The sequence below is a fragment of the Pseudomonas sp. PvP001 genome (genome assembly GCF_040546375.1).
Classification (GTDB): Bacteria; Pseudomonadota; Gammaproteobacteria; order Pseudomonadales; family Pseudomonadaceae; genus Aquipseudomonas; species Aquipseudomonas coleopterorum.
Genome location: NZ_JBEPNQ010000001.1, coordinates 3,333,489 through 3,356,364, shown reverse-complemented (window position 1 = coordinate 3,356,364; position 22,876 = coordinate 3,333,489). Strand labels below are relative to the sequence as shown.

General features: G+C 55.9%; 25 protein-coding genes and 1 pseudogene. 10 read left to right on the top strand and 16 right to left on the bottom strand.

Annotated features, from left to right (window positions below):
• Positions 1-3: 3 nt before the first annotated feature.
• The 5 genes from ABMD26_RS15360 to ABMD26_RS15340 form a co-directional block, all read right to left on the bottom strand.
• Positions 4-1,656 carry an SPM autocatalytic domain-containing protein gene (locus tag ABMD26_RS15360; protein ID WP_354310549.1) on the bottom strand — a complete coding sequence of 551 codons (1,653 nt, stop codon included), beginning with the start codon at positions 1,654-1,656 and terminating at the stop codon, positions 4-6.
• A complete protein-coding gene (locus tag ABMD26_RS15355) occupies positions 1,657-2,235 on the bottom strand; it encodes a hypothetical protein (protein ID WP_354310547.1) in 579 nt (192 codons plus the stop codon).
• 661 nt (positions 2,236-2,896) lie between these two features.
• On the bottom strand, positions 2,897-3,733 hold the full coding sequence (gene ampE / locus ABMD26_RS15350; RefSeq protein ID WP_134723698.1) for a regulatory signaling modulator protein AmpE: 837 nt from the start codon (positions 3,731-3,733) through the stop codon (positions 2,897-2,899).
• Positions 3,730-4,293 carry a 1,6-anhydro-N-acetylmuramyl-L-alanine amidase AmpD gene (ampD, locus tag ABMD26_RS15345; RefSeq protein ID WP_134723699.1) on the bottom strand — a complete coding sequence of 188 codons (564 nt, stop codon included), beginning with the start codon at positions 4,291-4,293 and terminating at the stop codon, positions 3,730-3,732. The genes ampE and ampD overlap by 4 nt, the downstream gene beginning before the upstream one ends.
• Before the next feature lie 81 nt (positions 4,294-4,374).
• Positions 4,375-6,597, bottom strand: coding sequence for a DUF1631 domain-containing protein (locus ABMD26_RS15340; protein ID WP_354310544.1), 2,223 nt, complete (start codon positions 6,595-6,597; stop codon positions 4,375-4,377).
• 281 nt (positions 6,598-6,878) lie between these two features.
• Between ABMD26_RS15340 and nadC the strand changes: the two genes are divergently transcribed.
• The 5 genes from nadC to ABMD26_RS15315 all read left to right on the top strand — a co-directional run bounded on the left by nadC (position 6,879) and on the right by ABMD26_RS15315 (position 9,634).
• Positions 6,879-7,727: a carboxylating nicotinate-nucleotide diphosphorylase gene (nadC, locus tag ABMD26_RS15335; RefSeq protein WP_320498350.1), complete on the top strand. Its 849-nt coding sequence runs from the start codon at positions 6,879-6,881 to the stop codon at positions 7,725-7,727.
• A gap of 44 nt (positions 7,728-7,771) precedes the next feature.
• Positions 7,772-8,026 carry a hypothetical protein gene (locus ABMD26_RS15330; protein WP_049861166.1) on the top strand — a complete coding sequence of 85 codons (255 nt, stop codon included), beginning with the start codon at positions 7,772-7,774 and terminating at the stop codon, positions 8,024-8,026.
• A 208-nt stretch (positions 8,027-8,234) separates the two neighbouring features.
• Positions 8,235-8,819, top strand: a complete 585-nt coding sequence (locus ABMD26_RS15325; RefSeq protein ID WP_354310541.1) for an SMI1/KNR4 family protein — start codon at positions 8,235-8,237, stop codon at positions 8,817-8,819.
• A gap of 210 nt (positions 8,820-9,029) precedes the next feature.
• On the top strand, positions 9,030-9,281 hold the full coding sequence (locus tag ABMD26_RS15320) for a type II toxin-antitoxin system HicA family toxin (protein WP_134723703.1): 252 nt from the start codon (positions 9,030-9,032) through the stop codon (positions 9,279-9,281).
• The gene (locus ABMD26_RS15315; RefSeq protein WP_134723704.1) at positions 9,278-9,634 is read left to right on the top strand and encodes a type II toxin-antitoxin system HicB family antitoxin; all 357 of its coding nucleotides are present in this window, start codon (positions 9,278-9,280) and stop codon (positions 9,632-9,634) included. The genes ABMD26_RS15320 and ABMD26_RS15315 overlap by 4 nt, the downstream gene beginning before the upstream one ends.
• A gap of 13 nt (positions 9,635-9,647) precedes the next feature.
• Here the strand turns inward: ABMD26_RS15315 and ABMD26_RS15310 are convergent, their stop codons facing one another.
• The 5 genes from ABMD26_RS15310 to ABMD26_RS15290 form a co-directional block, all read right to left on the bottom strand.
• Positions 9,648-10,421: an EAL domain-containing protein gene (locus tag ABMD26_RS15310; protein ID WP_122742565.1), complete on the bottom strand. Its 774-nt coding sequence runs from the start codon at positions 10,419-10,421 to the stop codon at positions 9,648-9,650.
• A 90-nt stretch (positions 10,422-10,511) separates the two neighbouring features.
• Complete coding sequence (locus ABMD26_RS15305; RefSeq protein ID WP_122742566.1) at positions 10,512-11,129, bottom strand: TPM domain-containing protein; 618 nt, start codon at positions 11,127-11,129, stop codon at positions 10,512-10,514.
• An 18-nt stretch (positions 11,130-11,147) separates the two neighbouring features.
• Positions 11,148-11,909, bottom strand: coding sequence for a TPM domain-containing protein (locus ABMD26_RS15300; protein WP_354310538.1), 762 nt, complete (start codon positions 11,907-11,909; stop codon positions 11,148-11,150).
• Positions 11,906-12,505, bottom strand: coding sequence for a LemA family protein (locus ABMD26_RS15295; protein WP_192001175.1), 600 nt, complete (start codon positions 12,503-12,505; stop codon positions 11,906-11,908). Before ABMD26_RS15295 ends, ABMD26_RS15300 begins: the two co-directional genes overlap by 4 nt.
• Positions 12,506-12,765: 260 nt before the next feature.
• Positions 12,766-12,984 carry a hypothetical protein gene (locus tag ABMD26_RS15290; RefSeq protein ID WP_043192846.1) on the bottom strand — a complete coding sequence of 73 codons (219 nt, stop codon included), beginning with the start codon at positions 12,982-12,984 and terminating at the stop codon, positions 12,766-12,768.
• 123 nt (positions 12,985-13,107) lie between these two features.
• Between ABMD26_RS15290 and ABMD26_RS15285 the strand changes: the two genes are divergently transcribed.
• The gene (locus ABMD26_RS15285; RefSeq protein WP_354310536.1) at positions 13,108-13,287 is read left to right on the top strand and encodes a hypothetical protein; all 180 of its coding nucleotides are present in this window, start codon (positions 13,108-13,110) and stop codon (positions 13,285-13,287) included.
• 42 nt (positions 13,288-13,329) lie between these two features.
• Here the strand turns inward: ABMD26_RS15285 and ABMD26_RS15280 are convergent, their stop codons facing one another.
• Both ABMD26_RS15280 and ABMD26_RS15275 read right to left on the bottom strand, forming a co-directional pair.
• Entirely contained in the window at positions 13,330-13,575 is a 246-nt protein-coding gene (locus ABMD26_RS15280) for a hypothetical protein (RefSeq protein ID WP_192001177.1), read from the bottom strand.
• A 142-nt stretch (positions 13,576-13,717) separates the two neighbouring features.
• On the bottom strand, positions 13,718-13,981 hold the full coding sequence (locus ABMD26_RS15275) for a hypothetical protein (RefSeq protein WP_122742568.1): 264 nt from the start codon (positions 13,979-13,981) through the stop codon (positions 13,718-13,720).
• Between the two features lie 161 nt (positions 13,982-14,142).
• On the opposite strand from ABMD26_RS15275, the gene ABMD26_RS15270 reads away from it, so the two are divergent.
• Complete coding sequence (locus ABMD26_RS15270; protein ID WP_354310533.1) at positions 14,143-14,904, top strand: hypothetical protein; 762 nt, start codon at positions 14,143-14,145, stop codon at positions 14,902-14,904.
• Positions 14,905-14,912: 8 nt separating this feature from the next.
• Here the strand turns inward: ABMD26_RS15270 and ABMD26_RS15265 are convergent, their stop codons facing one another.
• Together ABMD26_RS15265 and yecR are read right to left on the bottom strand one after the other, a co-directional pair.
• The gene (locus tag ABMD26_RS15265) at positions 14,913-15,314 is read right to left on the bottom strand and encodes a VOC family protein (RefSeq protein ID WP_354310531.1); all 402 of its coding nucleotides are present in this window, start codon (positions 15,312-15,314) and stop codon (positions 14,913-14,915) included.
• A 211-nt stretch (positions 15,315-15,525) separates the two neighbouring features.
• Positions 15,526-15,945 (bottom strand): YecR family lipoprotein, encoded by a 420-nt coding sequence (gene yecR, locus ABMD26_RS15260; RefSeq protein WP_354310529.1) that lies wholly within the window; start codon positions 15,943-15,945, stop codon positions 15,526-15,528.
• A 613-nt stretch (positions 15,946-16,558) separates the two neighbouring features.
• On the opposite strand from yecR, the gene ABMD26_RS15255 reads away from it, so the two are divergent.
• Both ABMD26_RS15255 and ABMD26_RS15250 read left to right on the top strand, forming a co-directional pair.
• On the top strand, positions 16,559-18,544 hold the full coding sequence (locus tag ABMD26_RS15255; RefSeq protein WP_354310527.1) for an STM2767 family DEAD/DEAH box helicase: 1,986 nt from the start codon (positions 16,559-16,561) through the stop codon (positions 18,542-18,544).
• A complete protein-coding gene (locus ABMD26_RS15250; RefSeq protein WP_354310525.1) occupies positions 18,541-19,185 on the top strand; it encodes an STM2766 family helicase-associated protein in 645 nt (214 codons plus the stop codon). The genes ABMD26_RS15255 and ABMD26_RS15250 overlap by 4 nt, the downstream gene beginning before the upstream one ends.
• A 350-nt stretch (positions 19,186-19,535) precedes the next feature.
• Here the strand turns inward: ABMD26_RS15250 and ABMD26_RS15245 are convergent.
• Both ABMD26_RS15245 and ABMD26_RS15240 read right to left on the bottom strand, forming a co-directional pair.
• Positions 19,536-20,679, bottom strand: a pseudogene (locus ABMD26_RS15245) (IS3 family transposase).
• A 352-nt stretch (positions 20,680-21,031) separates the two neighbouring features.
• Positions 21,032-21,715, bottom strand: a complete 684-nt coding sequence (locus ABMD26_RS15240) for a DUF5677 domain-containing protein (RefSeq protein WP_354310523.1) — start codon at positions 21,713-21,715, stop codon at positions 21,032-21,034.
• Positions 21,716-22,071: 356 nt separating this feature from the next.
• On the opposite strand from ABMD26_RS15240, the gene ABMD26_RS15235 reads away from it, so the two are divergent.
• Complete coding sequence (locus tag ABMD26_RS15235) at positions 22,072-22,833, top strand: hypothetical protein (RefSeq protein WP_354310521.1); 762 nt, start codon at positions 22,072-22,074, stop codon at positions 22,831-22,833.
• Positions 22,834-22,876: the final 43 nt, after the last annotated feature.

Genomic DNA, 22,876 nt, shown 5'->3' with positions numbered 1-22,876 from the left:
TCGTCAGGAACCGACTGCAAGTCGTAGCTCCAAAGGCTCGGTTACGCCGAACGGTGCGTAGTTACCCGATGGAGATACATCACCTGCGACGGCCATAGCGTCTGTCAGTCTGGCTACTTGGGCTTCTATCCTCGCGAGAGCCTTGGTGGAGAGCTCCACTTCACGGTCCTTTGCGAGAAGAACTTGAAAACCGACTTCTAGAATCTCTTGGGCTTCGCCGCCCATGACAAAGCTTCCAGCTGAAAGCAGCTTGTTACCGCCGTCATCCACTTCCCCTAGATCCACCTTGGCCAGGCTGATCTGCGTGATATCCAAATCCGATAAAGCATGGAGCTCACTCACTTCGCCTTCGTCTCGCAATCCGTTGGCATTCTCATCGACCCAACTGAGCCCGTCCATATTGCTGTCTACCCATACCTGCAATCGCTGCCAGACGGCATCCCGCCCATCAATAACGTTATCCTCATTCAAATCGAACGATGTCAGTGCGGCAAATCCGCTACCAAAAATGCTTTGCTCGGACCCAATGTCTAGAGGCCCTGGGGCGCCTAAATGCTCTGACACCAACTCGGCAATGCTATCTATTTGATTATTTTCATTGGTATCCATCACCAGTAATCCATCTACCGGTCCTGCCCAGCTCGTCATATCATCTGAATTGCCGTCGTTATCCATGTCAAAGGCAACAGCGTTAGCGTGGAGACTGGTAAGCGACACACCATCCCCGTTCAAATCCATTACCAACGGGTCGATAGTGAGAATCGGACGTGTGTTGCTCCAGCGAACCCCACCGCCGAAGCCGTCACCGGGGTGGCCGACATTGCCAAATCCGGGCCGTGGCCTGCGACGACCTTTAGGGCCATGGGGCGCGCTGATCGGTGTAGGCGTAGGTATAGGCATGGGTGGTAATGGCGCAGAAGGTGGAGACATGGCAGGAGACGTTGGATCGGGGTGCCATTGCGCGGGCTGCACAGTGGAACTGATAGTGGAATAGACCCCATCGAAAAAGCTATTCAGTTCTTTACTTGAAACATTGACAGCAGCATTCCCCACTGAAATTGCATTATCGAGTGTTTCGATGCGATTCAGCCATCTGGATGCATGCGCCGCTTGTGCCTCATTACCAAACATCCGTGCATGAAACATCATTGAATAGGTGCTTCTGGCAAGTAACAGCTCGCTCACAGGATTTCCAGCAGCATTGAGAACGGAATCCCAGTACTGCTGTCTGTCATTGTCGTTACCGATAACTTCAAACACAGCATTTAGCGTCCAAGCATCTCGGGTGTAACCCAGTCCTTCAAATACCGTGTTATGCAGATCCCAAGCCTCACGATAGTTTATATCTCTCCAAACCATTCCTCGCGCTTCAACCTGAAGGTTCAGCTTTCCAACATACTCTCTAGCCATACCCTGATAGATCTGAACTTTATTATCCTCACTAAAACTTCGACCAGCATTCAGCACCGTCGACTCTAAAAAGCCAGTTGCTGCCGTACCCGCTATCGAATCATTACTATTCAGAACACCAAAAGCGAGTTGTGCATAGCGATGCCCATGGGATGCAATAAGACTATACATCAAGTCGTACTCGCCATAGTGAACAAACCTGGTGTGCATTTCCATTTGTTGTGCAGTCATTGGCGTAATCAACATTCAATTCCTTTTAAAAAGTTTGAGCATCTCGTGAGTCTGGAGCATGATAGCCTGCCATTCCGTCAAATAGGGCCTTGTATAGTTAGCAACAATTAGAAGCCGCCCTTGGTTGGCCAACCATGTTTGGTTGCAATCAAAATCACGTCCATCTGGATAGTATCTACATATCAGCAAAACATCTGTATAACCATTGACTTCCCTCCAGTAAACATCAATCTTGTCATCTTGCATCGGTCGCATGACACCAATTAGTTTATATAGGCCCAATACCTCATCAAATTGCCGATCTCGAGCCGTATCAATAACCTTTCCAGCGACTGCATACTCAGGCCTCAAACCCTTGTTATTTTCAGGAAGGGGCAGCTGTTGCTCCAGGGTGATTCCCATTTGACCTGGCGGCCGATTTGCACCAACCCACATTTTTTCAGCAGGTAACAAACTCGGCCACTGCACTTTCAGTGCTACAACTGTAAAGTTGGCATCGCACCCCCTTTTGTTCTTTTTGTAACCCTGCTCCCATATACTTAACCCCTCATACTCGGGAGACAAAAACACATAAGGCGCAGGGAAATCGAACACCTCCCCGTCAAACTTTCCGCACGATGATCTTTGTTCAGGCGGACTGCCCAAAAATGAATACCGAGTAAAAGGCGAATAGAACAGAAAGAGCACTATAAAAATAGCGAAACCCACGGCTAATGTATATGTTGATCATTATCCCAGTAGCCCTCTTTGCAACACAGCCGACAAATAACTAAGCCGGCTACTTGGAACCGTTCTCTTTTCAGTTTCAACGCTGCAGTGACGGCCGTGCCTGGCCTCGCTTGCAACATCGTGCATTTGTTGCCGTGCTGATACGGCGACCGTGCAAAGACGAGCAAGCATGAGCAAACAGGCGCGTCCGGTGGCAGTAGATGGCAGAGTGCCAATGGGCATGATTCCTCCTTAAGTCGAAGACCTCAATAAAGAGAATAGGAATCATTTACCTAGCGCGATGCAGGCCGTTTACTCTATGGTTCGTAGGAAGGGTCTTTCATTACTTTTAGCCTGCCGGATGCGCGGTGACCCCGGACGCGGCTCGCGCCGCTGCTACAGGATTTAGCAGCGTTGACAGCGGTAACCGCCGAAGCGGGGGGGGCGGGTTGAAGGGCCCGCCGCGATGCCTTGTATCAGCGGCGCGAGCCGCGTCCGGGTTCGGGTTCGGGTTCGGGTTCGGGTTCGGCACGATGAACCTGCGAAATCACGCCAGAACCGAAACCACCGCCAACACCGCATACCACAACACCCCGGCCCGCACGACCATCTGCCAGAGGCTGTCCAGCGTTTCCACGCCTGCCGGCCCTACCACTGGCGTCGGCACATCGCCTGCCACACGACCGACCCGGTCGATCAGTGTCGCAGCGCTGATCTCCCAGCTGAGCACTTCGTGCAACATCACTCGGCTCACCGCCACGAAGTTGCCGACCAGGGCGAAGCTGGCTGCCAGCAGGCGCACCGGCAGCCAGTCCAGGGCATGACGCAGACGCAGCGCCCGTAACGCCACTGCGGGATGCCGAGACTGCTCGGCCACCAAGGCCACCAGCCGATAGATCAGCGCCGCCACCGGACCCAGCGCGGCGTACCAGAAGATCACCGCGAAAAAGCTTTGATAGGCCTCCCACAGCAGATGGCCTTGCACCTTCTGCAGCAAACTGCTGCCATCATCGGCAAGAACACCCATGTCACGCTCGGCCACGTGCACCGCCGCCTGGGTATCTTCACGGCGCCAGGCATCGCGAAACGGCCCCAGCCCTACGGTAACGTCACCACGGCCCAGGCTGTAGATCAGCACCAGCAGATGCACCGGCAACGCCAGCAAGCCATACGCGACCGGCTGCAAGACATACAGCAGCAACGCCAGCAGCAGCGCCGGCAGTGCCACGCCGATGCCCAGCACCAGCCAAGGCTCGCGCGCCAGACCCGGCCGCGCCTCGAGCCTGTGCAGTTCACTCAGGAAAAACCCGTCACGTTGCACGCGCTGGCGCAGCCCGGAAAACTTCTCCGCCAGCAGGACCAACAGCAGCACCAGAAAGATCATGGGGCATCCTCTTCATTCAGCAAGGCGGCACGGTAACGTGCCCAATCGAAACAGGGGCCGGGGTCGGTCTTGCGACCCGGGGCGATATCGCTGTGACCGCGTATCCGCTCCACGCTCAACGCCGGGAAGCGCTCCAGCAACAGCCGGGTCAGGGTGATGAGCGCCTCATACTGGGCATCGGCGAAGGGCTGATCATCAGTGCCTTCCAGTTCGATGCCTACCGAAAAATCATTACAGTTTTCGCGGCCGTCGAACAACGACACCCCAGCGTGCCAGGCGCGGTCCAGGCAAGAGACGAACTGCGTCACTCCACCGTCACGCTCGATCAGAAAGTGCGCGGACACCCGCAGGTGGGAAATCCCCTCGAAATAGGGATGCTCACTGACATCGAGACGGTTCTGGAAGAAGGCCTGCACCTTGCCAGTGGCAAATTGCGCGGGCGGCAGGCTGATGTTGTGGATGACCAGCAGCGAGACTTCGCCACCAGGGCGCTCGTTGAAGTTGGGTGAGGGGCAATGTCGAGCGCCTTCGCACCATCCCGTGAAACCGTTCAACCGCATCTGGAGTCCTGCTGGCCAATCAAGGAGCCCCAGTATGAACCTTCAGGCGCAGGAAGACAGCCTGCCTGTGGCCAGGGCCCGTCAGTTCGCCTTGAGCTTGCGCAGGTTGGTGACCACAGAGTCCAGCGCCCGGTCGAACAACAGGGTGTCGTCGAGCACGCGCACGGTGCCGCGACGGAACTCGACCGCCAGGCCCATGCGGGTCTTTTCCAGGACCTTCATGCCGGTGCGGTTGACGAACACGTACTTGCCCGACGTTTCGATGATCGCCGTCAGCTTGCAGCGCAGTTTGAATTCGTCGTTTTCCTGCAGCTCCACCCAGCTGCCCACACGCAGCTTATCGACCTGCAGCAGGCCGGGGTCATCGTCGGCCAGGCGCACCTGAGCCTCGCCCTCGACGCTTTCGCCGAGCGGGGTCAGAACGATCTCTTCGACCACCTGCACCAGCGACTCATCGCCGTTCGAAGCGCCCTCGACATCTGCGAGTTCGCGCTGGAATGCCTGAACGTGCAGCACTTCCAGCTGGCTGAAGAATTCACTGGTGGCGAACGGATCGAACGCGGTGCTGGTGAGGCCGTCGCGCAGGGACTTGAGCAGTCCCGGCACCAGTTCCAGCAGACGCATGCGCATGTCGGGATCATCGTGGGGCTCGACGCTCCAGATCAAATCGTCGACGGTCGCCAATGCCGCCTGCCACTCGGCCGAATTGGCTCCGTGCTTGAGGCAGACCAGCAACAACACCCGGCTCCAGGCATCCTGCAGCAGATTGACCACCACCTGAGGCAACGTGCGGCCCAGCAGGCGGCTGTTGAGTTCCTTTTCAACCAGGTGACGCGCCAGGTCCGCGCGCGCGCGGCCTTCTTCGGCATCGCGGGTGCGCTGTTCGAGCAGCTCGCTGCGGCGGCGCTCGTCATTGCTGAAGGCGAGGAAATCGACCAACAGCTCGGAGAACAGCGAGGTGTCGTCGACGAAATCGTTGAGCAAGCGCTGAACGATCTGCTCGATCCGCAGGTACAGGGCATCGCGCTGGTAATCGTCGCGGCTGCCCCAGCCCATCGCCGCCGAGGCGATTTCATTGAGCAGTCGCCGCGCCGGGTGTGCGCCACGGCTGAAGAAACTCTTGTCCAGCACCGCGACCTTGAGCATCGGAATCTGCAGGCGCGATATCAGGGCCTTGAGTGAATCGGGCAGGTTGCGATCGTCGAGAATGAATTCGAACAGCATGGCGATGAGGTTGATGACGTCTTCGTCCACCACCCCCACCACGCGAAACTTGCCGCTCTTGACGCTGACTCGCGTGAGCAGCTGCTCCAGCTGTTGACGCAGGTCGTAATCGTTCTGCGGTGTCTGCTGGGGAACGTGATGCTGCAGATGAGACAGCAGGCGCATCAGGTCGCTGGTCGAGATCGGCATGGCCTCGCTGGGCGGCTCCATCTTCGGCGCCATGCTGCCACGCAGATCGTGCAGCAGATCCTGCAGGGCACCGAACACTTCCTGCACGCCTTCGTCGCGCTGGGCAGGCTTGCTCGGTGCTTCGGTGCGCGTTTCCGGTTCGACGACCGCGGGGCGCGCACGGTCGCTGGAGCGATCGGCGGCGCGACGGGCCGGCGCGGCCTTGAGCTCGGGCAAGATTCCGGCGGCGATGAGCAACTGATTGGCCTCGGCGTAGAGCTGATCGGTATCGGTCAGGACGTACTTCTCGAACAGCTTGAGGATGATCAGCTTGACCTTGATCTCCACACCCAGGCTGCGCCCGGCCTGCAGGAAATAGTCACACAGCATGACCGGGCCAAGCGGATTGGTGGAGTCGTCCAGGCGGCGCGTCAACAGTACGTTCAAGCGCGTGGTCAACTGGCCCAGGGCAAAACTGTCGCGGCTCAGCACCTTGCTGACCATGGCGTCCAGCGCCACCGTGCGTTCCAGCTCGTCGTTGGGCACCAAGGCCAGCTTGTCGTAGCTCAGCGGCGCAGGCGTACCGGTTTCGGCCGTGTCGTACTGACCCACGCGCACGAAGCTTTCGTAGAATTTCTCGAGAAAGCCGCGCTCGATGCTCTTGCGCTTGAGACGCAAGTCGCGCATGGCTTCGAAGAAGGTGTTCTGATCGACGTTGTTCAACGCCCGATCGGCCATTTCGAAAAGGGTATCGTCGGCGTTGTCGAACAGCACCTGAAGGGCCTGCTTGAGCTGCAGCGCGGCCTTGTCGCGCACCTGCAACAGGACGACAGGCAGGCGCACACTGGCAGGCTGGCTGGCAGGATCGACGGCCGCCTTGTTCAGTGAAACCACTTTCCCATCGTTCGCCATCAAGAACCCCCCACCCACGAAAAAGAGCGTCGACATCCCTGCCAACCGCGTGACGTCATCTACGAGCTGACTTCACAGACAGTGATCTCTGACTACCAAGGTGACAAGCAGTTCAGCGAACACGGAGTTAAGTGAAAGATTGACCGCAAAAAGACAATAACGCTCAGGGAAGCCGACCAAATGCATGTCTTTTTGCAGCACATCGAGGCAACGGGCGCAGGGCTTCGCTCCGAGCCGCGCAGTATCCTATAATCCGCCCCACTTTGCCGATGGAGCGCGTCATGCCCAATCTTCGTCTTGCCGATCTGACCGCTGAAATCGAAGCCAACGTGCGCCGTGCGCTGCTCGAAGACGTGGGCAGCGGCGATATCACCGCGCAACTGATCCCGGCCGAGCGCCTGGCCAAGGCCACCATCATTACCCGCGACACCTGCACCATCGCCGGCACCGCCTGGGTCGATGCCGTGTTTCGTCAGCTCGACCCCCGCGTGGCGGTGCATTGGCAAGTGGTGGATGGGCAGCAGGCACAGGCCAATCAACCCTTGTTCCACCTCGAAGGGCCGGCGCGTTCACTGCTGACCGGAGAGCGCAGCGCGCTGAATTTTCTGCAACTGCTGTCGGCCGTCGCCACCCGTGCGCAGTCGTTCGCCGAGCGGGTTGCCCACACTCAGGTCAAACTGCTGGACACGCGCAAAACTCTGCCGGGCCTGCGCCTGGCGCAGAAGTATGCGGTGACCTGCGGCGGTTGCCACAACCACCGCATCGGCCTGTACGATGCGTTCCTGATCAAGGAAAACCACATCGCTGCGTGCGGCGGCGTGGCCCAGGCGATCACGGCTGCGCAACGCATCGCACCAGGCAAGCCCGTGGAAATCGAGGTCGAAAGCCTGGACGAGTTGCGCGAGGCACTAGCCGCCGGCGCGGACATCGTCATGCTCGACGAACTGAGCCTTGCGGACATGCGCGAAGCGGTCAGCATCAACGCCGGCCAGGCCAAGCTCGAAGCCAGCGGCGGCATCAATGATTCGACCCTTGTCAGCATTGCCGAAACGGGTGTGGACTACATCTCGATCGGCACCCTGACCAAGGATGTAAAAGCGGTAGACCTGTCCATGCGCCTGAGCCTGTGACAGCCCACATAGATATCGACCAGCAAAGGTATGGAGTTTTCGCAGTGACCAGCACATCCACCCAAGGCGCCCACCAGGTCTACATCGTTCGCATCGACGGCACCCGTTTCGGCCCCTTCGAGTCTTCCCTGGAGCCCAACAAGGCCCTGATCTACGAGGTGACCCTCAATGCTGGCGCGGGCGACCGCATCGAACTGCACGACGCCGCCGGAGACGTGCAGACCCACGTCATTTCCAACACCCACTTCCAGCCCCAGATGAGCGACGTCCCCGCGCACTACACCGTCCGCTGGCGCTGACACCTCCGCTGGCCTCTGTGCAAGCTGCTCCTATGAAAGCAGGTCCTGTGGAAGCAGGCCCTGTGGGAGCGGGCTCTGCCCGCGAAGAGGCCAGTCGCCTCACCACACAGCCCAAGCCCCCACAAATCCCCCAAACAGTAAATTCCCTTGACTCCCCCCCACGAATCGCCCAATGGTGCTCAAACAAAACCCGCGTAAGGAAGCAGCCTTGAGCATCGTCGAACAGTTCCACTCAGGCCTCAAAGCCGCCCTGCCCGCCGCCAGCCTTGACGAACTCGCGTTCGCCACCGGCGCCTCGCCCACCCAACTGGATGCGCTCAAAGAAGTCTACCCCGACTGCCCAGACAGCCTCCTGCACCTGCTTGCCAAGGTGAACGGCACGCATTGGCAGAAGTACGAAAAAGGCGAAGTCTCAGTGCTCATCCTGGGCTCCGACATCGCCGAGTACCCGTACTACCTGCGCTCGGTCGAACAGATCCTCGAAGACCGCACCGCCAACGACAAAAGCATTGCCGACATCTACGACGACCTGTTCCTGGAAAACCCGGACATGGTCGACAAGCGCATCGATCCCGATGTCATCCTGGGCGAGCGGCTGTGCTTCTCGCACTGCATGAACAACGGTGGTACCTCCACGCTGTTCATCGACTTCGACCCCACGAGCAAAGGCACCAAAGGCCAAGTGATCCGCTTTGTCCACGACCCGGACGAATACGTGGTCATCGCCGACAGCTTCGACGCCTACCTGAAGATGCTGATCGACGACAAGTTCGCGTTCATTCTCGAAGATTGATGCGGCAGCAGACGAGCCCACCTTCCTGGTGAGCTCGTCTGCTGGCAAGACGGTCTGATCACCCACCTATGCTTCCCTCGTGCGCTCCTGCACATCCTTCGTATCATTTCCCCTCGCCTACATCCTCATTCCTGATCTAAACCTAGCCAGGCAGCAAATATTGACGTGCAATTGATGAGCAACTAAATTTAGTCGCACTTAGGGAAAGGTATGTCCAGGCAGGAAAAGCTCATTGCCAAACTGATCTCGCAGGATGGCGATTTCACATGGAATGAACTGGTGAAAGTACTACAGGGGTTTGGCTACGAGCCAATTCAAGGCAGTGGTAGCCGTGTCAAATTCTATAATGGCGATCCGAAGGCCCTGATCAGTCTACATCGCCCTCATCCAGGTAACGAAATCAAACCCTACATACGGCGGCAGATCATTGCCCAATTGAAAAGCGGAGGCTTGATCCCATGAACCCATTGCTTCAATACCGCGGCTATTTCGGATCGATCGAGGCGAGTGCTGAAGACGACTGTCTATATGGCAAAGCGCAGTTCGTGCGGGCGCTGATCAGTTATGAAGGACAAACAGTCTCACAATTGATCGCAGCGTTTCACACAGCCGTGGACGACTATCTGGAAACCTGCGTCAACCTGAAGGTGGCGCCGGAAGTCTCCTGCAAAGGATCGTTCAATGTGCGAATAGGCCACGAGTTGCACTTGGCAGCCAGTATTGCTGCAAACCGGCAAAGCATTACGCTCAACGACCTGACCAAGCAGGCCCTTGCAAGCTACCTTCATCAGGAATCAGCGATCCGCACAGGTTGAAGCAACCCTTCGCTCAATGCTTGAGCGGCAGCTTGCCAATGGCAGGACGGGCGAACAGGTAGCCTTGCTGAAGGTCGATCCCCAGCCCCTGCAGGGCCGTGCTTTCGCCGACGGTTTCCACGCCCTCGGCCACGACGGTGATGTTCAACTTGCCGGCCACCAGTACGATCCCCGCCACGATGGCTTGGCGCACCAGGTCGTGATCCAGATCGCGAGTCAGTGCCATGTCGATCTTCAGCACCTTGGGCTGGAAGGTCGCCAGCAGGTTCAGGCCCGAATACCCTGACCCGAAATCATCGATCGCCGTGACGAATCCCTGTTTCTCGTATTCGCTGAAGATCGACTGCAAATGCAGCGGGTCGTCCACACGCTCGCCTTCGGTCACTTCGAACATCAGCCGATTCAACGGAAAACCGAATTCGCGGGCTGCTTCGAGCGTGGCGCGGATGCACGTTTCGGCGCGATAGACGGCCTTGGGCAGGAAGTTGATGCTGAGCAGGCAGTCAGGAAGGTCAAGCAGACCCCAACGGGTGGCCAACTCGATGGCCTTGACGCGGCAGGACTGGTCGAAACGATAGCGATTGCCGTCGTTGACCTGGCTCAGGATGCTGTACGCAGACTCACCGTTGATGCCGCGCACCAAGGCCTCATAGGCCCATGGCTGCCCGCTGCGCACGTTGAGGATCGGCTGGAACGCCATGGTGAAGTCGAAACCCAGGGCATCCAGGTTTCGACAGTCGGAGCAGCCAACCGCTTTGAACGGCTGAGGAAAAATGATCGAGCTCATGGCGAGGCTCCGTGGGCAAAGTGCGGATGATAGCGTAATGCCACTTTGACAGCTCGTAACCTCGTTAGGTCCATTGGCAGGGCTAATCGGTCAGCCCAGCACGACCAACCGATCCGGCAACTCGTTGCGAGGATGGGTTACAGGTACGTGTTCACGTAATACCTCACCGCACGCCTGGATACAACCCACGAAGCCCTCCATCGTTTCACCTCGCTTGACCCGCGCGGTGAATGTCTCGACGATCGCACCCCAGGTGTCATCGCCAATACGGCTGGAAATGCCCTCGTCCACCAGGATTTCCACGTACCGTTCCGCCTCCGAAACGAAGATCAACATTCCCGTCGCGCCCTGGGTGTGGTGCAACTTGCGCTCCAGGAACTGCCGACGGGCCATGTTGGCCGCCCGCCAGTGACGCACACGGCGCGGCACCAATGCCGTAGTCAGCGCAGGAATGCGGAACAGCAGCCCCATCACGATGAAGGTCGCCCACTGCGCCAGCAGCAACTGGTGGGCATTCAGCCAGCCGGGGTAATAGTTGATCAGGCCCGGCACCAGCAAAGCAATCAACCCCGCCCACAGCAGCGGAATGTAGGTGTAGTCGTCGGATTGCGGTGCGAGCACCGTAACCAGTTCGGCGTCGGTGTGCAGTTCGGCCTCGGCGATGGCCGTGGCCACGCGCTTCTGCGCGTTTTCGTCCAGTAGTGTCATGCTGCGTACCTGCTCGATTTACCAGCCACCCGATGCACCCCCGCCGCCGAAGCCGCCGCCACCGCCACCAAAACCACCACCGCCGCCGCCGAAACCACCGCCGCCACGGCCGCCGCCGAGCACACTGCCCAGCACCGCACCGGTGAGTACCGAACCGCCACCGCCGCCGCGACCACCACGCCCGCCTCCTCCACCACGGATCATCACGATCACGATGATGATCAAGATGAGAAACGCCGGCCACGGCAGGCGCTGCTGCTCCTGACCTTGACCCTGCGCATTGCTGCGCTGGGGCTCGGCCAGTGGATCACCGCCCAGCACCTGCAATATGGCGGCCGCGCCAGCACGAATGCCACCGGCGAAATCGCCCTGGCGGAACGACGGCACGATCACGTTATTGATGATGATGGAAGACTGCGCGTCGGTGAGCTGCCCTTCCAGACCGTAGCCCACTTCAATGCGCACCTTGCGCTCGGCCTTGGCCACGATCAGCAGGGCGCCGTTATCCTTGCCCTTCTGCCCGATGCCCCAGGCGCGTCCGAGTTGATAGCCGTAGTCGGCGATGTCCGTGCCTTGCAGATCCGGCACGGTCACCACCACGACCTGCTCGGAGGTCGTCTGCTCGTGTGCTTCGAGCATCTGGCTGAGCTGACTGCGGGTCTGCCCGTCGAGCAAGCCCGCCTGGTCCACCACCCGGCCGCTGAGCGCTGGAAATTCCAGCGCTCCGGCAGTGGCGACCCATAACAGCATCAGCAGCGGCAGGCACCGCCATGGCTTCATTGGAACTTCACGCTCGGCGCTTGCTCGGCATTGGGTGCCGTGGCCTTGAAGTTCTCGCGAACCTTCTGGTCACGGTACATGGTCATCTGCCACAGCTTGCCAGGGAAGGTGCGGATCTCGGTGTTGTACTTCTCGACCGAGGCGATGAAGTCACGGCGTGCCACCGCGATGCGGTTTTCGGTGCCTTCAAGCTGCGACTGCAAGGCCAGGAAGTTCTGGTTCGATTTCAGGTCAGGATAGCGCTCGACCGTCACCATCAAACGGCTCAAGGCACCGCTGAGTTGCTGCTGGGCTTGGTCGAACTGCTGCAGCTTAGCCGGATCGTCCAGCGTATTGGCATCGACCTGGATCGAAGTGGCCTTGGCCCGCGCTTCGATCACCCGGGTCAGGGTGTCCTGTTCCTGTTTGGCGTAACCCTTCACCGTTTCCACCAGATTGGGAATCAGGTCGGCACGACGCTGGTACTGGTTCTCCACCTGAGCCCAGGCCGATTTCACCTGTTCGTCATATTGCGGAATGTTATTGATGCCGCAACCACTGAGCAGCGTGGTGAACATCAACACGGCCAGCAGCCGTGTGCGCAGAGAAATGGTCATGGCGGGGTCAAGCTCCTTGAAAGGCAGCGCAACGAGGCGCTGCAACGCGTCGACATCCGGTTCGGGTCGACGCTTGAATAAGAGAGGTTAGCAGGCCTGGATGGGCGAAACGCCAAATCGCAGGCAAAGAAAAGCCCGCCGACGGGGAGGAAAGCGGGCTTGAAGAAGGAGCAAGGTCAACATTACGCCCGAGAATGTGAACACCGCGTGAAACGGATGTGAACGGACAGTTAGCTGCACTTTTCTCCTTTTTCACGACATCAACGACCGTCTGCGATCTTGCGTTCGATCTCGGCGGTCTTACGCTGCAAGGTCTCGGCGTCCTGCTCTTTCTCCTTGATGGAGGTGGGCGTGATGACCTTGTCGACGCCTTCGGTCGCCGGGGTTTCGTTCTCGATATCGCGCTCGACCACGTTCACGGGCTTGCCGCTCGCGTCGAGGGTCGGAGCTTTTGGCTGGATTTCATCGCGTGTGGTCATGGTAGGAAGCCTCTGATGTTAGGTAACGATTCGAGGCTTTGCAGGCGAGGTAAGTTCCTGTGCATAACTTTTGACCGCACGTTACCCACAGGCACAGGTCACAGTTTCTTTGGGAGGAAAACCATGGCCATTTCAGTGAAGAAACTCGAAGGCGATGACGTCCCCGAGCAATACCGTGCACAAGGCATGGACCTGGTGTTTCAAGTACAGGACGCCGAGGGCGAGCTGCACATCCGCACCAACGACGAAGAGGCCGCCGCCCTGGCGGTGGAGTTCAGCGAAAAAGACCAGGCCAATAAGTGACCGTAGATGGCATGCACAGCCTTGCCGACGTACATGCCCGGCCTAACGGCTGAGCAACCAGACCCCAGCGCAGATCAACCCCGCTAGCAGCGTACCGCCGAACAAGGCGTACTCCAGCTTGGAGCGATTCAACGCATCGATCACCTGCTCGATGTAAACCTCGATGTCAGCCGCTCGGCGGCGCATCTCCAGGCCTTCGATAATGTCCTGCACCCGCGCATCGAGCAGCGGCGAGACGCACAGATAGACCGAAGCGTAACTGGCGAGAATGATAAGAAGGTACTTCACGGTTGGCTTCCTTGCCCAAAATGCAATGCGGGCTCATGCGTGGTCGACAGACGCGGCGAAAACAATACAGGTCGATGCGAACAATCGCCATGGCGGGTACGCTCGACTCGATTGCGCCTGCCGATCACGTCACAGCCTGCCGTCACAAATGCTTTTTCGCCTCCTTGTCGAGGTGTTTGTCGGCCTTGTGCCGCTCATCATCGTCATGCTTGACGCCTTTATCGACCTCAGCGGCGTCATGTTTGACGCCCTTGTCGATTTCCTTGGCATCGTGCTCGACACCTTTGTCGAGTTCACGATTGTCGTGACGAATGCCCTTGTCCAGTTCATCTTCAGCCTGCGTGGCAGGCGCCACGGCACAGATCAGCAGCAAGGCGGTAGCGATTGAAGGGACCCACTTACCCATGGCAATACTCCTGTTTGAACGGCTGGAGCCACTGACTCCATCGACCCTAACGGTAGTAGATGCCCACAAGCCGCGCCAGAGTGCGCCAGACAGGTGACCGCCCACACACCGGGCTATCGAATCCTGTAAAACGTACGAACCAAAAACAACGACGCACGCTCATGACCGTCTTCTACCTCAAGCTGCTCATCACCCCGCTGCTCATGCTCTCGATTTCCATCGCCGTCAAACGCTGGGGCACCCACGTCGGTGGCTTGCTCTCGGGGCTTCCGGTGACCTCGGCCGTGGTGATGCTGTTTCTGAGCCTTGAACAAGGCCCTGGATTCGTAGCGATGGCCGTACCGGGTGCGCTGGCGGGCGTTGCGGCGATTCAGGCCACCTACCTGTTCTACCTCACCGTGACCCGGCGCCTTTCGGCATTCCTCGGCTGCGTGACAGCGCTGGCCTTCTACGTGGTCGCCGCCTTGTTCATGAACTGGCTAGGCTCACTCCCAGCGTCCATTGCGGTCACCCTGTGCCTGATCGTCGTACTGATCATGGCCACCTCAAAGACCGGCGAGCGCCCGGCAAAACCGGTTCCGCTGCCCAGCTGGATCATCCCGATGCGGATGCTCACCGCTACCCTGCTGCTCCTGCTGATCACCGCCGGCGCACAGTGGCTGGGCCCCGTCGTCAGTGGCTACCTGGCGCCCATCCCCATCATTGCGTGGCCATTGGCCGTGTTCGCCCACCTCCAAGGCGGACGCCAGGAACTCGCCGCCATCGTGCGCGGCAACGCCATTGGCGCCGTCGGCGTGATCGGCTTCTACCTCAGCCTGCAGGGGATGGTGATGCAACTGGGCATACTGCCCGCCGTCGCGACGGGCGTGGTCTTGGCCGTGGTGATCACGGCCGTCGTCGCGCGACTGGCCAACCTGCGCTGAAAAGCGGCCTAGGCCATATCCGAGGTGTGCACGAAACATAACTTGTTGCCCTCGGGATCCCGGCAATAGGCCCCGAAGTAGTCCTGTGCATACTGCGGCCGCAAACCCGGCGCCCCCTCGTCCACGCCGCCGTTATCCAACGCCGCCTGCCACGCATCCCGCACCTGCTGCTGCGACTGCGCCGCAAAACTCACCTGCATGCCGTTGCCCCACGTGGCCGGGAGGCCGTTGAACGGAAGCTGGACGTAGACCTGAGGCCAGGGCCTGCCCGGCCGCTGCCAACCGGCGCCGGCTGGACCGCCGTCGTTTTCGTCGGGGATGCGGATGAGGCCCAGGGTTTGGAGGACGTGGTCGTAAAAGGCGAGCATTTTTGGGAGATCGCGGGCGCCAATTTGGATGTGGCTGAACATGGGGGGCTCCTGGGCATGTCGTGTGGGCTATGCGTGAGAGGAACCGAACCGGACAGATTTATGTCCCTGCCCCAATTCGCTACTGCGCCATGATTGCCTGATATCTCTTTTGATATTCGTCGTACGGCAAGTTCTGCTGCATCAGCAAATCGATCTGCCGTTCGCGGTATTCAGAGGACGATAAGGGCGCAGGCGCGGTACTGGGCGCGGCTTAGTAGGGTGCTGTCGCCTGTCGCGCAGGGACAGCAACAGCAACAGGAGCTTGGCTTGGGCCAAGGTAGTTGAGTGGCGCAGACACGCAGCCGGGGTTGCCAAGGCATTGGTATTTCTTCGATACACGCCATGCGGAGCAATCGCCATAGCCGCGTCTGAGCGTGCATTCCTGGTTCGTTCCGCCAAAAGGCTCTGCGTCGACATAACCCCATAATGAACACTTGGAGCGGGCAATGGCATACACCTGCTGCTGATCGACCACAGGAGTTTCGAAGCTACTGAATTCATACGCAACGTCAATGACGCCATCTGCGCGACTTCCGCCTGTGGCCTGGAAGTCCTTGTGCGTGGCGCAGCCTGCAAGGGTCGCCAAAAACACGAAAGCCGCTGTTCGGCGGCTGAAGTTTAGGAGAGGCATGTGATATCCGTATTCTGGGCTCTTGAGCAGCCGTGCTACATCAGGCTTGCTGGGTCTGAAAGACTGAAGCTGACACAGGTGATTTCAGATGGTGCGGAGATAGGCAGCGAATCCGCTACACTAACCCCAGAAAAATCAATAACTATTACAGTTTACACATCGATTTAGGTACTCAATAAGGTACTCACCTGCTTTTGCGATGAACCATGCTAGCCGTGGAAGGCGACTGACGCTCTGGGTTACTCGTTCGATCTGCCTCCAGCGCGAGCAGGGTGGTCACCTTCGGTCACATGAAGCAACCCGGCCGAGCATAGGCTAACCACCCATACACCTGGACTACCGACTCGACGTCAATGGCCAGACTCTAGCCTCGGTGGGGCCGAAAAATAGAGATTAACGAGCTTGCTGTAATCCGCTAAGCCACCGCCACAATTCGGTGCCAGACGGTCGGTGAGACGCAAGCTGAACCCTAGGTGCCTCTCACTAGCGCCCTGCATGATTGTCCCAATGCCTACTACGCTCCAAGCCGCCATCACCTGACGACAAATCCTCTGGGTTTGAGTATCCTTCGCAAAGCTAAGGTTTCAGTAAAGTTATTAAAGGAGAGCTGAAAATGTCTGGTTATTGTTTCTACGCACCTGACGCGCAGGATTTGGTGGAACAAGCGGGTATCAAGGAAATAATTGAAGACTTTGCCGAAACCAACAAAAAGCAAACTTACGTACTTCGAAAGCCGTTATCTAAAGACGACGCCCACTACGAGTACGACAACGCGGTAGCCATATTCTCGTCCGGAATGAAGCCTTGCTTTATTAATATGGCAGATGACGAAGAGTCCTTTGAGGATTATGTTGAATTTTTCACTGAAGACATCGCATTTCTCTCTGAAAAGTTTAAGTACCGAGAGAAAATCGGCCGTAAACGGCACTGGCTTCCGTTATTCGAGCAGTGCGACGCATTAGACTTCGATTTTCAACTCTTAGAGATTGATAAACCCACGGATCGCCGATTAGTTGACCTTATAACGTCTCTTGTCGTGGGAAGCATCAACGATGTTTCAAAAATTAATTTGGAAGCAAGTGGCCTACTTGACACCGTCAAATCAAAAATAGTACTTTTCGATACCGATCAGACAAGCTTTGTATTCCGCTCTGGGGCAGGAAAAAAATTCGTGATTCAGGGGCTTGCTGGATCAGGAAAGACGGAGCTATTACTTCATAAAATAAAAGAAATTTACTCAAGAGACTTTGAGGCAAGAATTTCCTTTACCTGCTTCAATAAAATCCTAGCATCCTCGATGCGAACTCGCGTCCCCAGCTTCTTTGATTTCATGCGTGTCGAACGTCAAATTGACTGGAACAACAAACTTTTCTGCTTCCACTCCTGGGGAAGCGGCAAAGATCCATACTCAGGAATGTATCGATACATCTGCCATTACTATGGCATTCCATTCCTTAGCCTTCAGGCTGGAAGCTTTGATCATGTTTGCAAAGTAGCCATCAATGCGATTAAAGCACTTTCAGGAGAAAGAAAATACGCCTTTGACTACGTATTTGTTGACGAAAGTCAAGATTTCGCTAGCAGCTTCATTGACTTGTGCGAACTGGTAACTGAAAAAAAAGTCTATGTGGCAGGTGACGTTTTCCAAAATATTTTCAGACCCATAGATGAAGGCGTGAATCGCGCAGATATGGTTCTCAAAAAGTGCTATCGCACTGACCCTAAAAACCTTATGTTCTCTCACGCCCTTGGTATGGGGCTATTCGAAAACCCAGTGTTGCGATGGCTTCAACCACACGAGTGGGACGCATGTGGCTACATCTATACCGAGCAAAATGATAGAGCCTTGATATCACGAGACCCGCTGCGACGTTTCGAGGATATTCCAGCAGATTTCAAGAGCACGACCATCCACCAGTTCACCGATGGTCTGTCAATCGCTATGAATCTAGTTGAAGTGGTCAAGGACATACGGCGCCGTCACCCTAGTGTAGAACAAGGTGACATCGCCATCATTCTACTCGACAAAGACAACTACATTTATGATGTGATCACTCAGCTAAAACCACTCATCGCTGATACTCTAGGCTGGGGAGTGAATGTTTCCTTCGAGACTAAACGTAACGACCCTGAAAAGATTTTTGTCTCTAACATTAACAACGCCAAGGGCCTTGAATTTCCTTTTGTCATTTGCTTCGCACTGAATCTGAACCGACACCCATCCTTCCGAAACGCCCTATACACCATGATGGCTCGTTCGTTCTTAGAAAGCCATTTAGTACTCGGAAAATTGGTAGACCAACAACTTTTAACGAACGTCAATCAAGGTCTCAACTTCCTATCTAATAACGCATACATGAATCTGCGACTTCCATCGCCACTCGAGATTCAACAACGAGAGTTCATAGTACTGGATGAACTTCCATCAATCGAAGAAATTGTCCGAGCCTATTGCGCCGAGAAAGAGGAAAGCCCAAGCCCTCGCCTGATCGCAAAACTGATTGACAGGATCAGCACAATTGTCGGTGAGTCTGATTATGACCAGGAATATCTGGATGCCCTACTGAATGCTGAGTACCAACGGAATAGAATGCTATGACAGCCTTCTTTTTCAAGGACATTCCGGAGTATCACATGCGCAAATTTTGCGCGGTACGAGATACCTTGGACAATTTGGACAATCTATTAAACCTGGCGGAAATAGTTAGCACTAGCGCACATTGCAAACTGGCCAGGTATGAGGATGATTTCGAAATCGCCATATTTTCTGGGGACTACTGCCGGGCCTTAGTAAGAAAAAGCGATGGCTACTTCTCAATGACAATTCCATTTCAAATAGTAGACGATGGCGGCAGAGTTTACTTCAATCATGATGAAACCAAGGAGGAAGTCAGCGGGCGTTTCATTTCAATAATGAGGAACGCGATACTTACCTCTAAAGAAGGCACACATTCGCATGAGGAAATAATCTGCTCAATCGCAGATAGCTTCGGCCTGGGAGTACAAGATGCCGTCCAGTACTATGACACCTATACCACGCTCTTAACGGACGACCACGGCTATTTCCGTTTTGATGACGACCCCGACAATGCGAATGAAAACATCCACCCTCGATACCACTTCGACTTCTTCTTCAAGAACACCTCCTCCATTAAAATAGGTACAGATGCAGTTGTAGACATTAATTGCTTCTACTCTTTATTCGATGGCGGAGTACCAAAGCACTACCTCAGAATGTAGGGACGTTTCAGAACCAATGCCAAGCAGAAAACTAATACTACTCTTCACATGTACACTGGCGCCCCTGCTTGGTAAGCCAGCGCCAAGCAGGCACTTCCCCCTTGGCCTACGCTCTAATGTCTGGACGGCTGATGAGGAAGGCGCTGTAGATGAGTTGGACCGTTTAAATTCCACTGGTGGTAGCCATCTCGGCCGCAGCTACGGCCTTCGTTACCGGAACCTTGCTTGAGCGCGGCAAACGTAGGCATCCACTACGGAATGAAGCGTATGCAGAGTACCTATCGGCGGTAGCTCGCTCGACGTCAGCATCCCATCAGATCGATCCTGTAGTGGTCAACTGATCCCGGACACTAATTAAGTTTTTCCTCAGCGACCGCAGGCGCTAGCCCTTCATTGAACTGATGCGGTCGCCGCCAGTTGTATCGCTCCATCAGGAACCGGCCGATATCCTGTTGCGCTAGCGCAGCGCTCATGTAGCCCACCGTCGGTATCCATTCAGTCTTTAGGCCGCGAAAGAGCCGTTCCATGGGCGCATTGTCATGGTAGTTACCGCGCCGACTCATGCTCTGTGTGAAGCGGTATCGCCATAGTCTTTGGCGGAAACTTCGGCTGCCATATTGGCTGCCCCGGTCGCTGTGAAACAATACGTTTTGCGGCCTGCCACGCTGCTCGTAAGCCATGTCCAGTGCCTTAATTACCAGGTCGGCGTCGGGCTTGGGTGAGAACGCCCAACCCACAACACGGCGGGCACAAAGTCGATGACAGCCGCCAGATAGTGCCACCGACCTTCGGCCCAAACGTACGTGATGTCACCGCACCAAACCATTTCGGGGGACGCCACGCTGAACCCTCGATCAAGCACGTTCGGGATATCAGGCCGCTCCACGGTCGCCTTTTTATAGGCATGGGAATCCAGCTGTTTGCTGATCAAGTTCATCTCTCGCATCAACTTGCGTACCTTGAATCGCCCGATCTGCATGCCGTCCTCTTTCATCATCAGCATGATGCTCCTGCTGCCCGTAGCGCTTCGCCTTTGCGTAAACAGCTCGTTCACGCGGCAGCGCAAGACCACCCGTTCGGCATCTGGATACCGACGTTTCCGGCAGTACGCGTAGTAGCACGATCGGGTCACTTCAAATACCGTGCACAACAGGTCAATTGGCTCGTGAGCCCGAAGTTGATCGATTAACGCGAACGCTCGTGTTCCTCGGCCATCAAGAGCGCGGCGGCCTTTTTTAAGATGGATTTTTCCCTTTCCAGCCGATTGATACGAGCTTCAATTTCCTGGATTTTTTGCTGCTCAGGCGTCAGGCCTTTGCTGGTCGGAGTAACACCGCCACGTTCCTGCTAGAGTTGGTTCACCCAACGACGCAAGGCCGACTCAACAAGCCCAACCGAACGGGCTGCTTCGGTATGGCTGTAGCCTTGGTCGAGCACCAGGCACGCCCCCTCGCGCTTGAACCCAGGCGTAAAGGCACGACGTTGCTTGGTCATCAGACACCTCTCTGTGGCGAGCATTCTCGCCTAAATGGGTGTCCGGTTTCATTAGGCCACTACAGTTAGCCGTAGACCATTGCGTCGGAAATCTACCCAAAGCCGCAGATGAAGAAGCGTTCGAGCCTCGTCGATAAACGTCGGCGAAGTGAGGGCATTGATTGTGCCCACCGCCACTTCAACGTCATTTTTGGCGGCAATCGATTTCAGAACCCCCACTGTACCAGATGCAAATGCAGAGACAATTGTGACGCTTCGCCCACACTGCTTGGGTAAGAAATTTTCAAGGTCATTTTCGGTATGAAGCCGTTCCATATTCTTCCCGGTCTAGATGTCTGGCAAAACTATGCAATCATCCATTTAGCCCTAATACGTCACGTAGCGATTCGTTGTCGGGCCACTGCCTACCTATCAGCCAGCAGACACACGCCTGACCGATACCTCGGCTGATTGCGCCGATGCCCTGAAGGTGAGTCGCACACAAAGCACTAGCCTTAGCTTTTTCGGCTGGGGTCTCATTGTGACCATGCGTTTCAAGTGATAACAGTCGGTAGAACACCGTATACAGATCCTGCACCTCGGCTTCCTTGGCCTGATCCTCCACGGATTTGCGTCGACGAGTTCGTTTTGCCTGTTCTTTTTCCAGAAATTGGGCGGTCACGTCCTCACCCGTGTCTCGATCCAACATTTTGGCGGTGCCAGCTTTCAGGTTCATTTTCAGAGCCTTCGCCAACTCTGCGGGACCCGCGCCCATTTGGGACTCCGCATTCTCAACAGACCTGATGCCCCACAAAACCGTGATCAGCTGTTCAAGCAAGCTTCGGCTCAGAATTCCCAAGCATGCAGAGTTTTCAATTGCCCCTAGAGCGACTGAGCCTTTCACCAGCTCCGATGCACGTCTCAATTGCTGACGAGTAAATTCGTCGCGGGCATCAGGAGATTCTCCAGCTTCCATCTCTGACGCCTGGATCAGCAACCCAGCCTGCACCTTCAACGACTCTACAAGTTCACTGATATCTGGGGTTGGACTACTCATGCGGTTCCAGCACCTTGCTCGATGTCGATGCAGGACAATATTCAATAGAAACAGCTTTTGCCACCCATCCCTGTTGATCAACGCCGAACACCTCGTCACGTTTGGTGGCCAAAGGCTCCCTGCGTCCTGCTTATGAGCGTCCGTTATGGGTCGGTTGCTGCCGGTGGCGACAGGCTGCTACCGGCCAGAAGCGGACAGTCAGTGTTCCTTTCTTTCGGAAAAGCCGTAATCGAAGCTGTCGTGATACCATATTGACATATGCGGAGCTGTGCAGATAATTTAATCACTCTGTAGATCTCGGATCTGATCGCAGTATCTATGGACGCGGAACAATAAACGAACCAAAGGAGTAGATCATGACGCTATCTGCAAAGCCAACAATCAAAGAAGCCAAAGAAGAATTTGAGAACCGAATATTCGAACTGGCTGCCCCGCTCCTAGAGAAGCTCTACAACACTTACACCAAAATTCCTGATCAAGTAGATAGCCCTGACGCAGCTATTCTACTATCCAAGCCTCCCCAGCGATTTGGCGTGAAAGCTTCAGTGAAAATTGGCATTGAAATAACTTCGGTTGATCCTCATTGGTATCTTGCTTACGCGAACGATAAAAAATACGGAGCCAGCTTAATAAGTGAGCAGACCTCACGAACCTTCGAACAAGGAATCGTAGATGACGATCCCACCAAAAAAGTAGATGTGCCTATCCCTCAAAACTTTATATTTGATGGCGTGATCGGGAAAGCAAAAAGATACGAAACTTATAGAGCGGAATCAGAATTTGATGAAATAATCCTAATTTGCTTTAGCGAAGTGATTTGGTCTAGAAATGAATTTTTTAAAGGTGGGCTATCCGCATGGACCAACTACCTGCTTGCTCAAGCACGCTTCCCGTTCGACAAAGTCATCTTCGTAAGCTCTAGAGATTATGATTCAGCGCCTGTTCAGATTTATGATAAAAAAACAAATAAAGATAAACGCCCATCTCCTTACAGGTATCCGGACGCAACAATAACCTGTATCCAGGGCCAACCACTGCTGACAGATATAGATTACAATCTAGATGAGAAATTTTCCGGCAACCCTCTCATCTCACCGCGACCAACACCGCCGAAATAGCAGTACATAGGCTAGGCGCTATAGAAATACTTCGTAAATACTT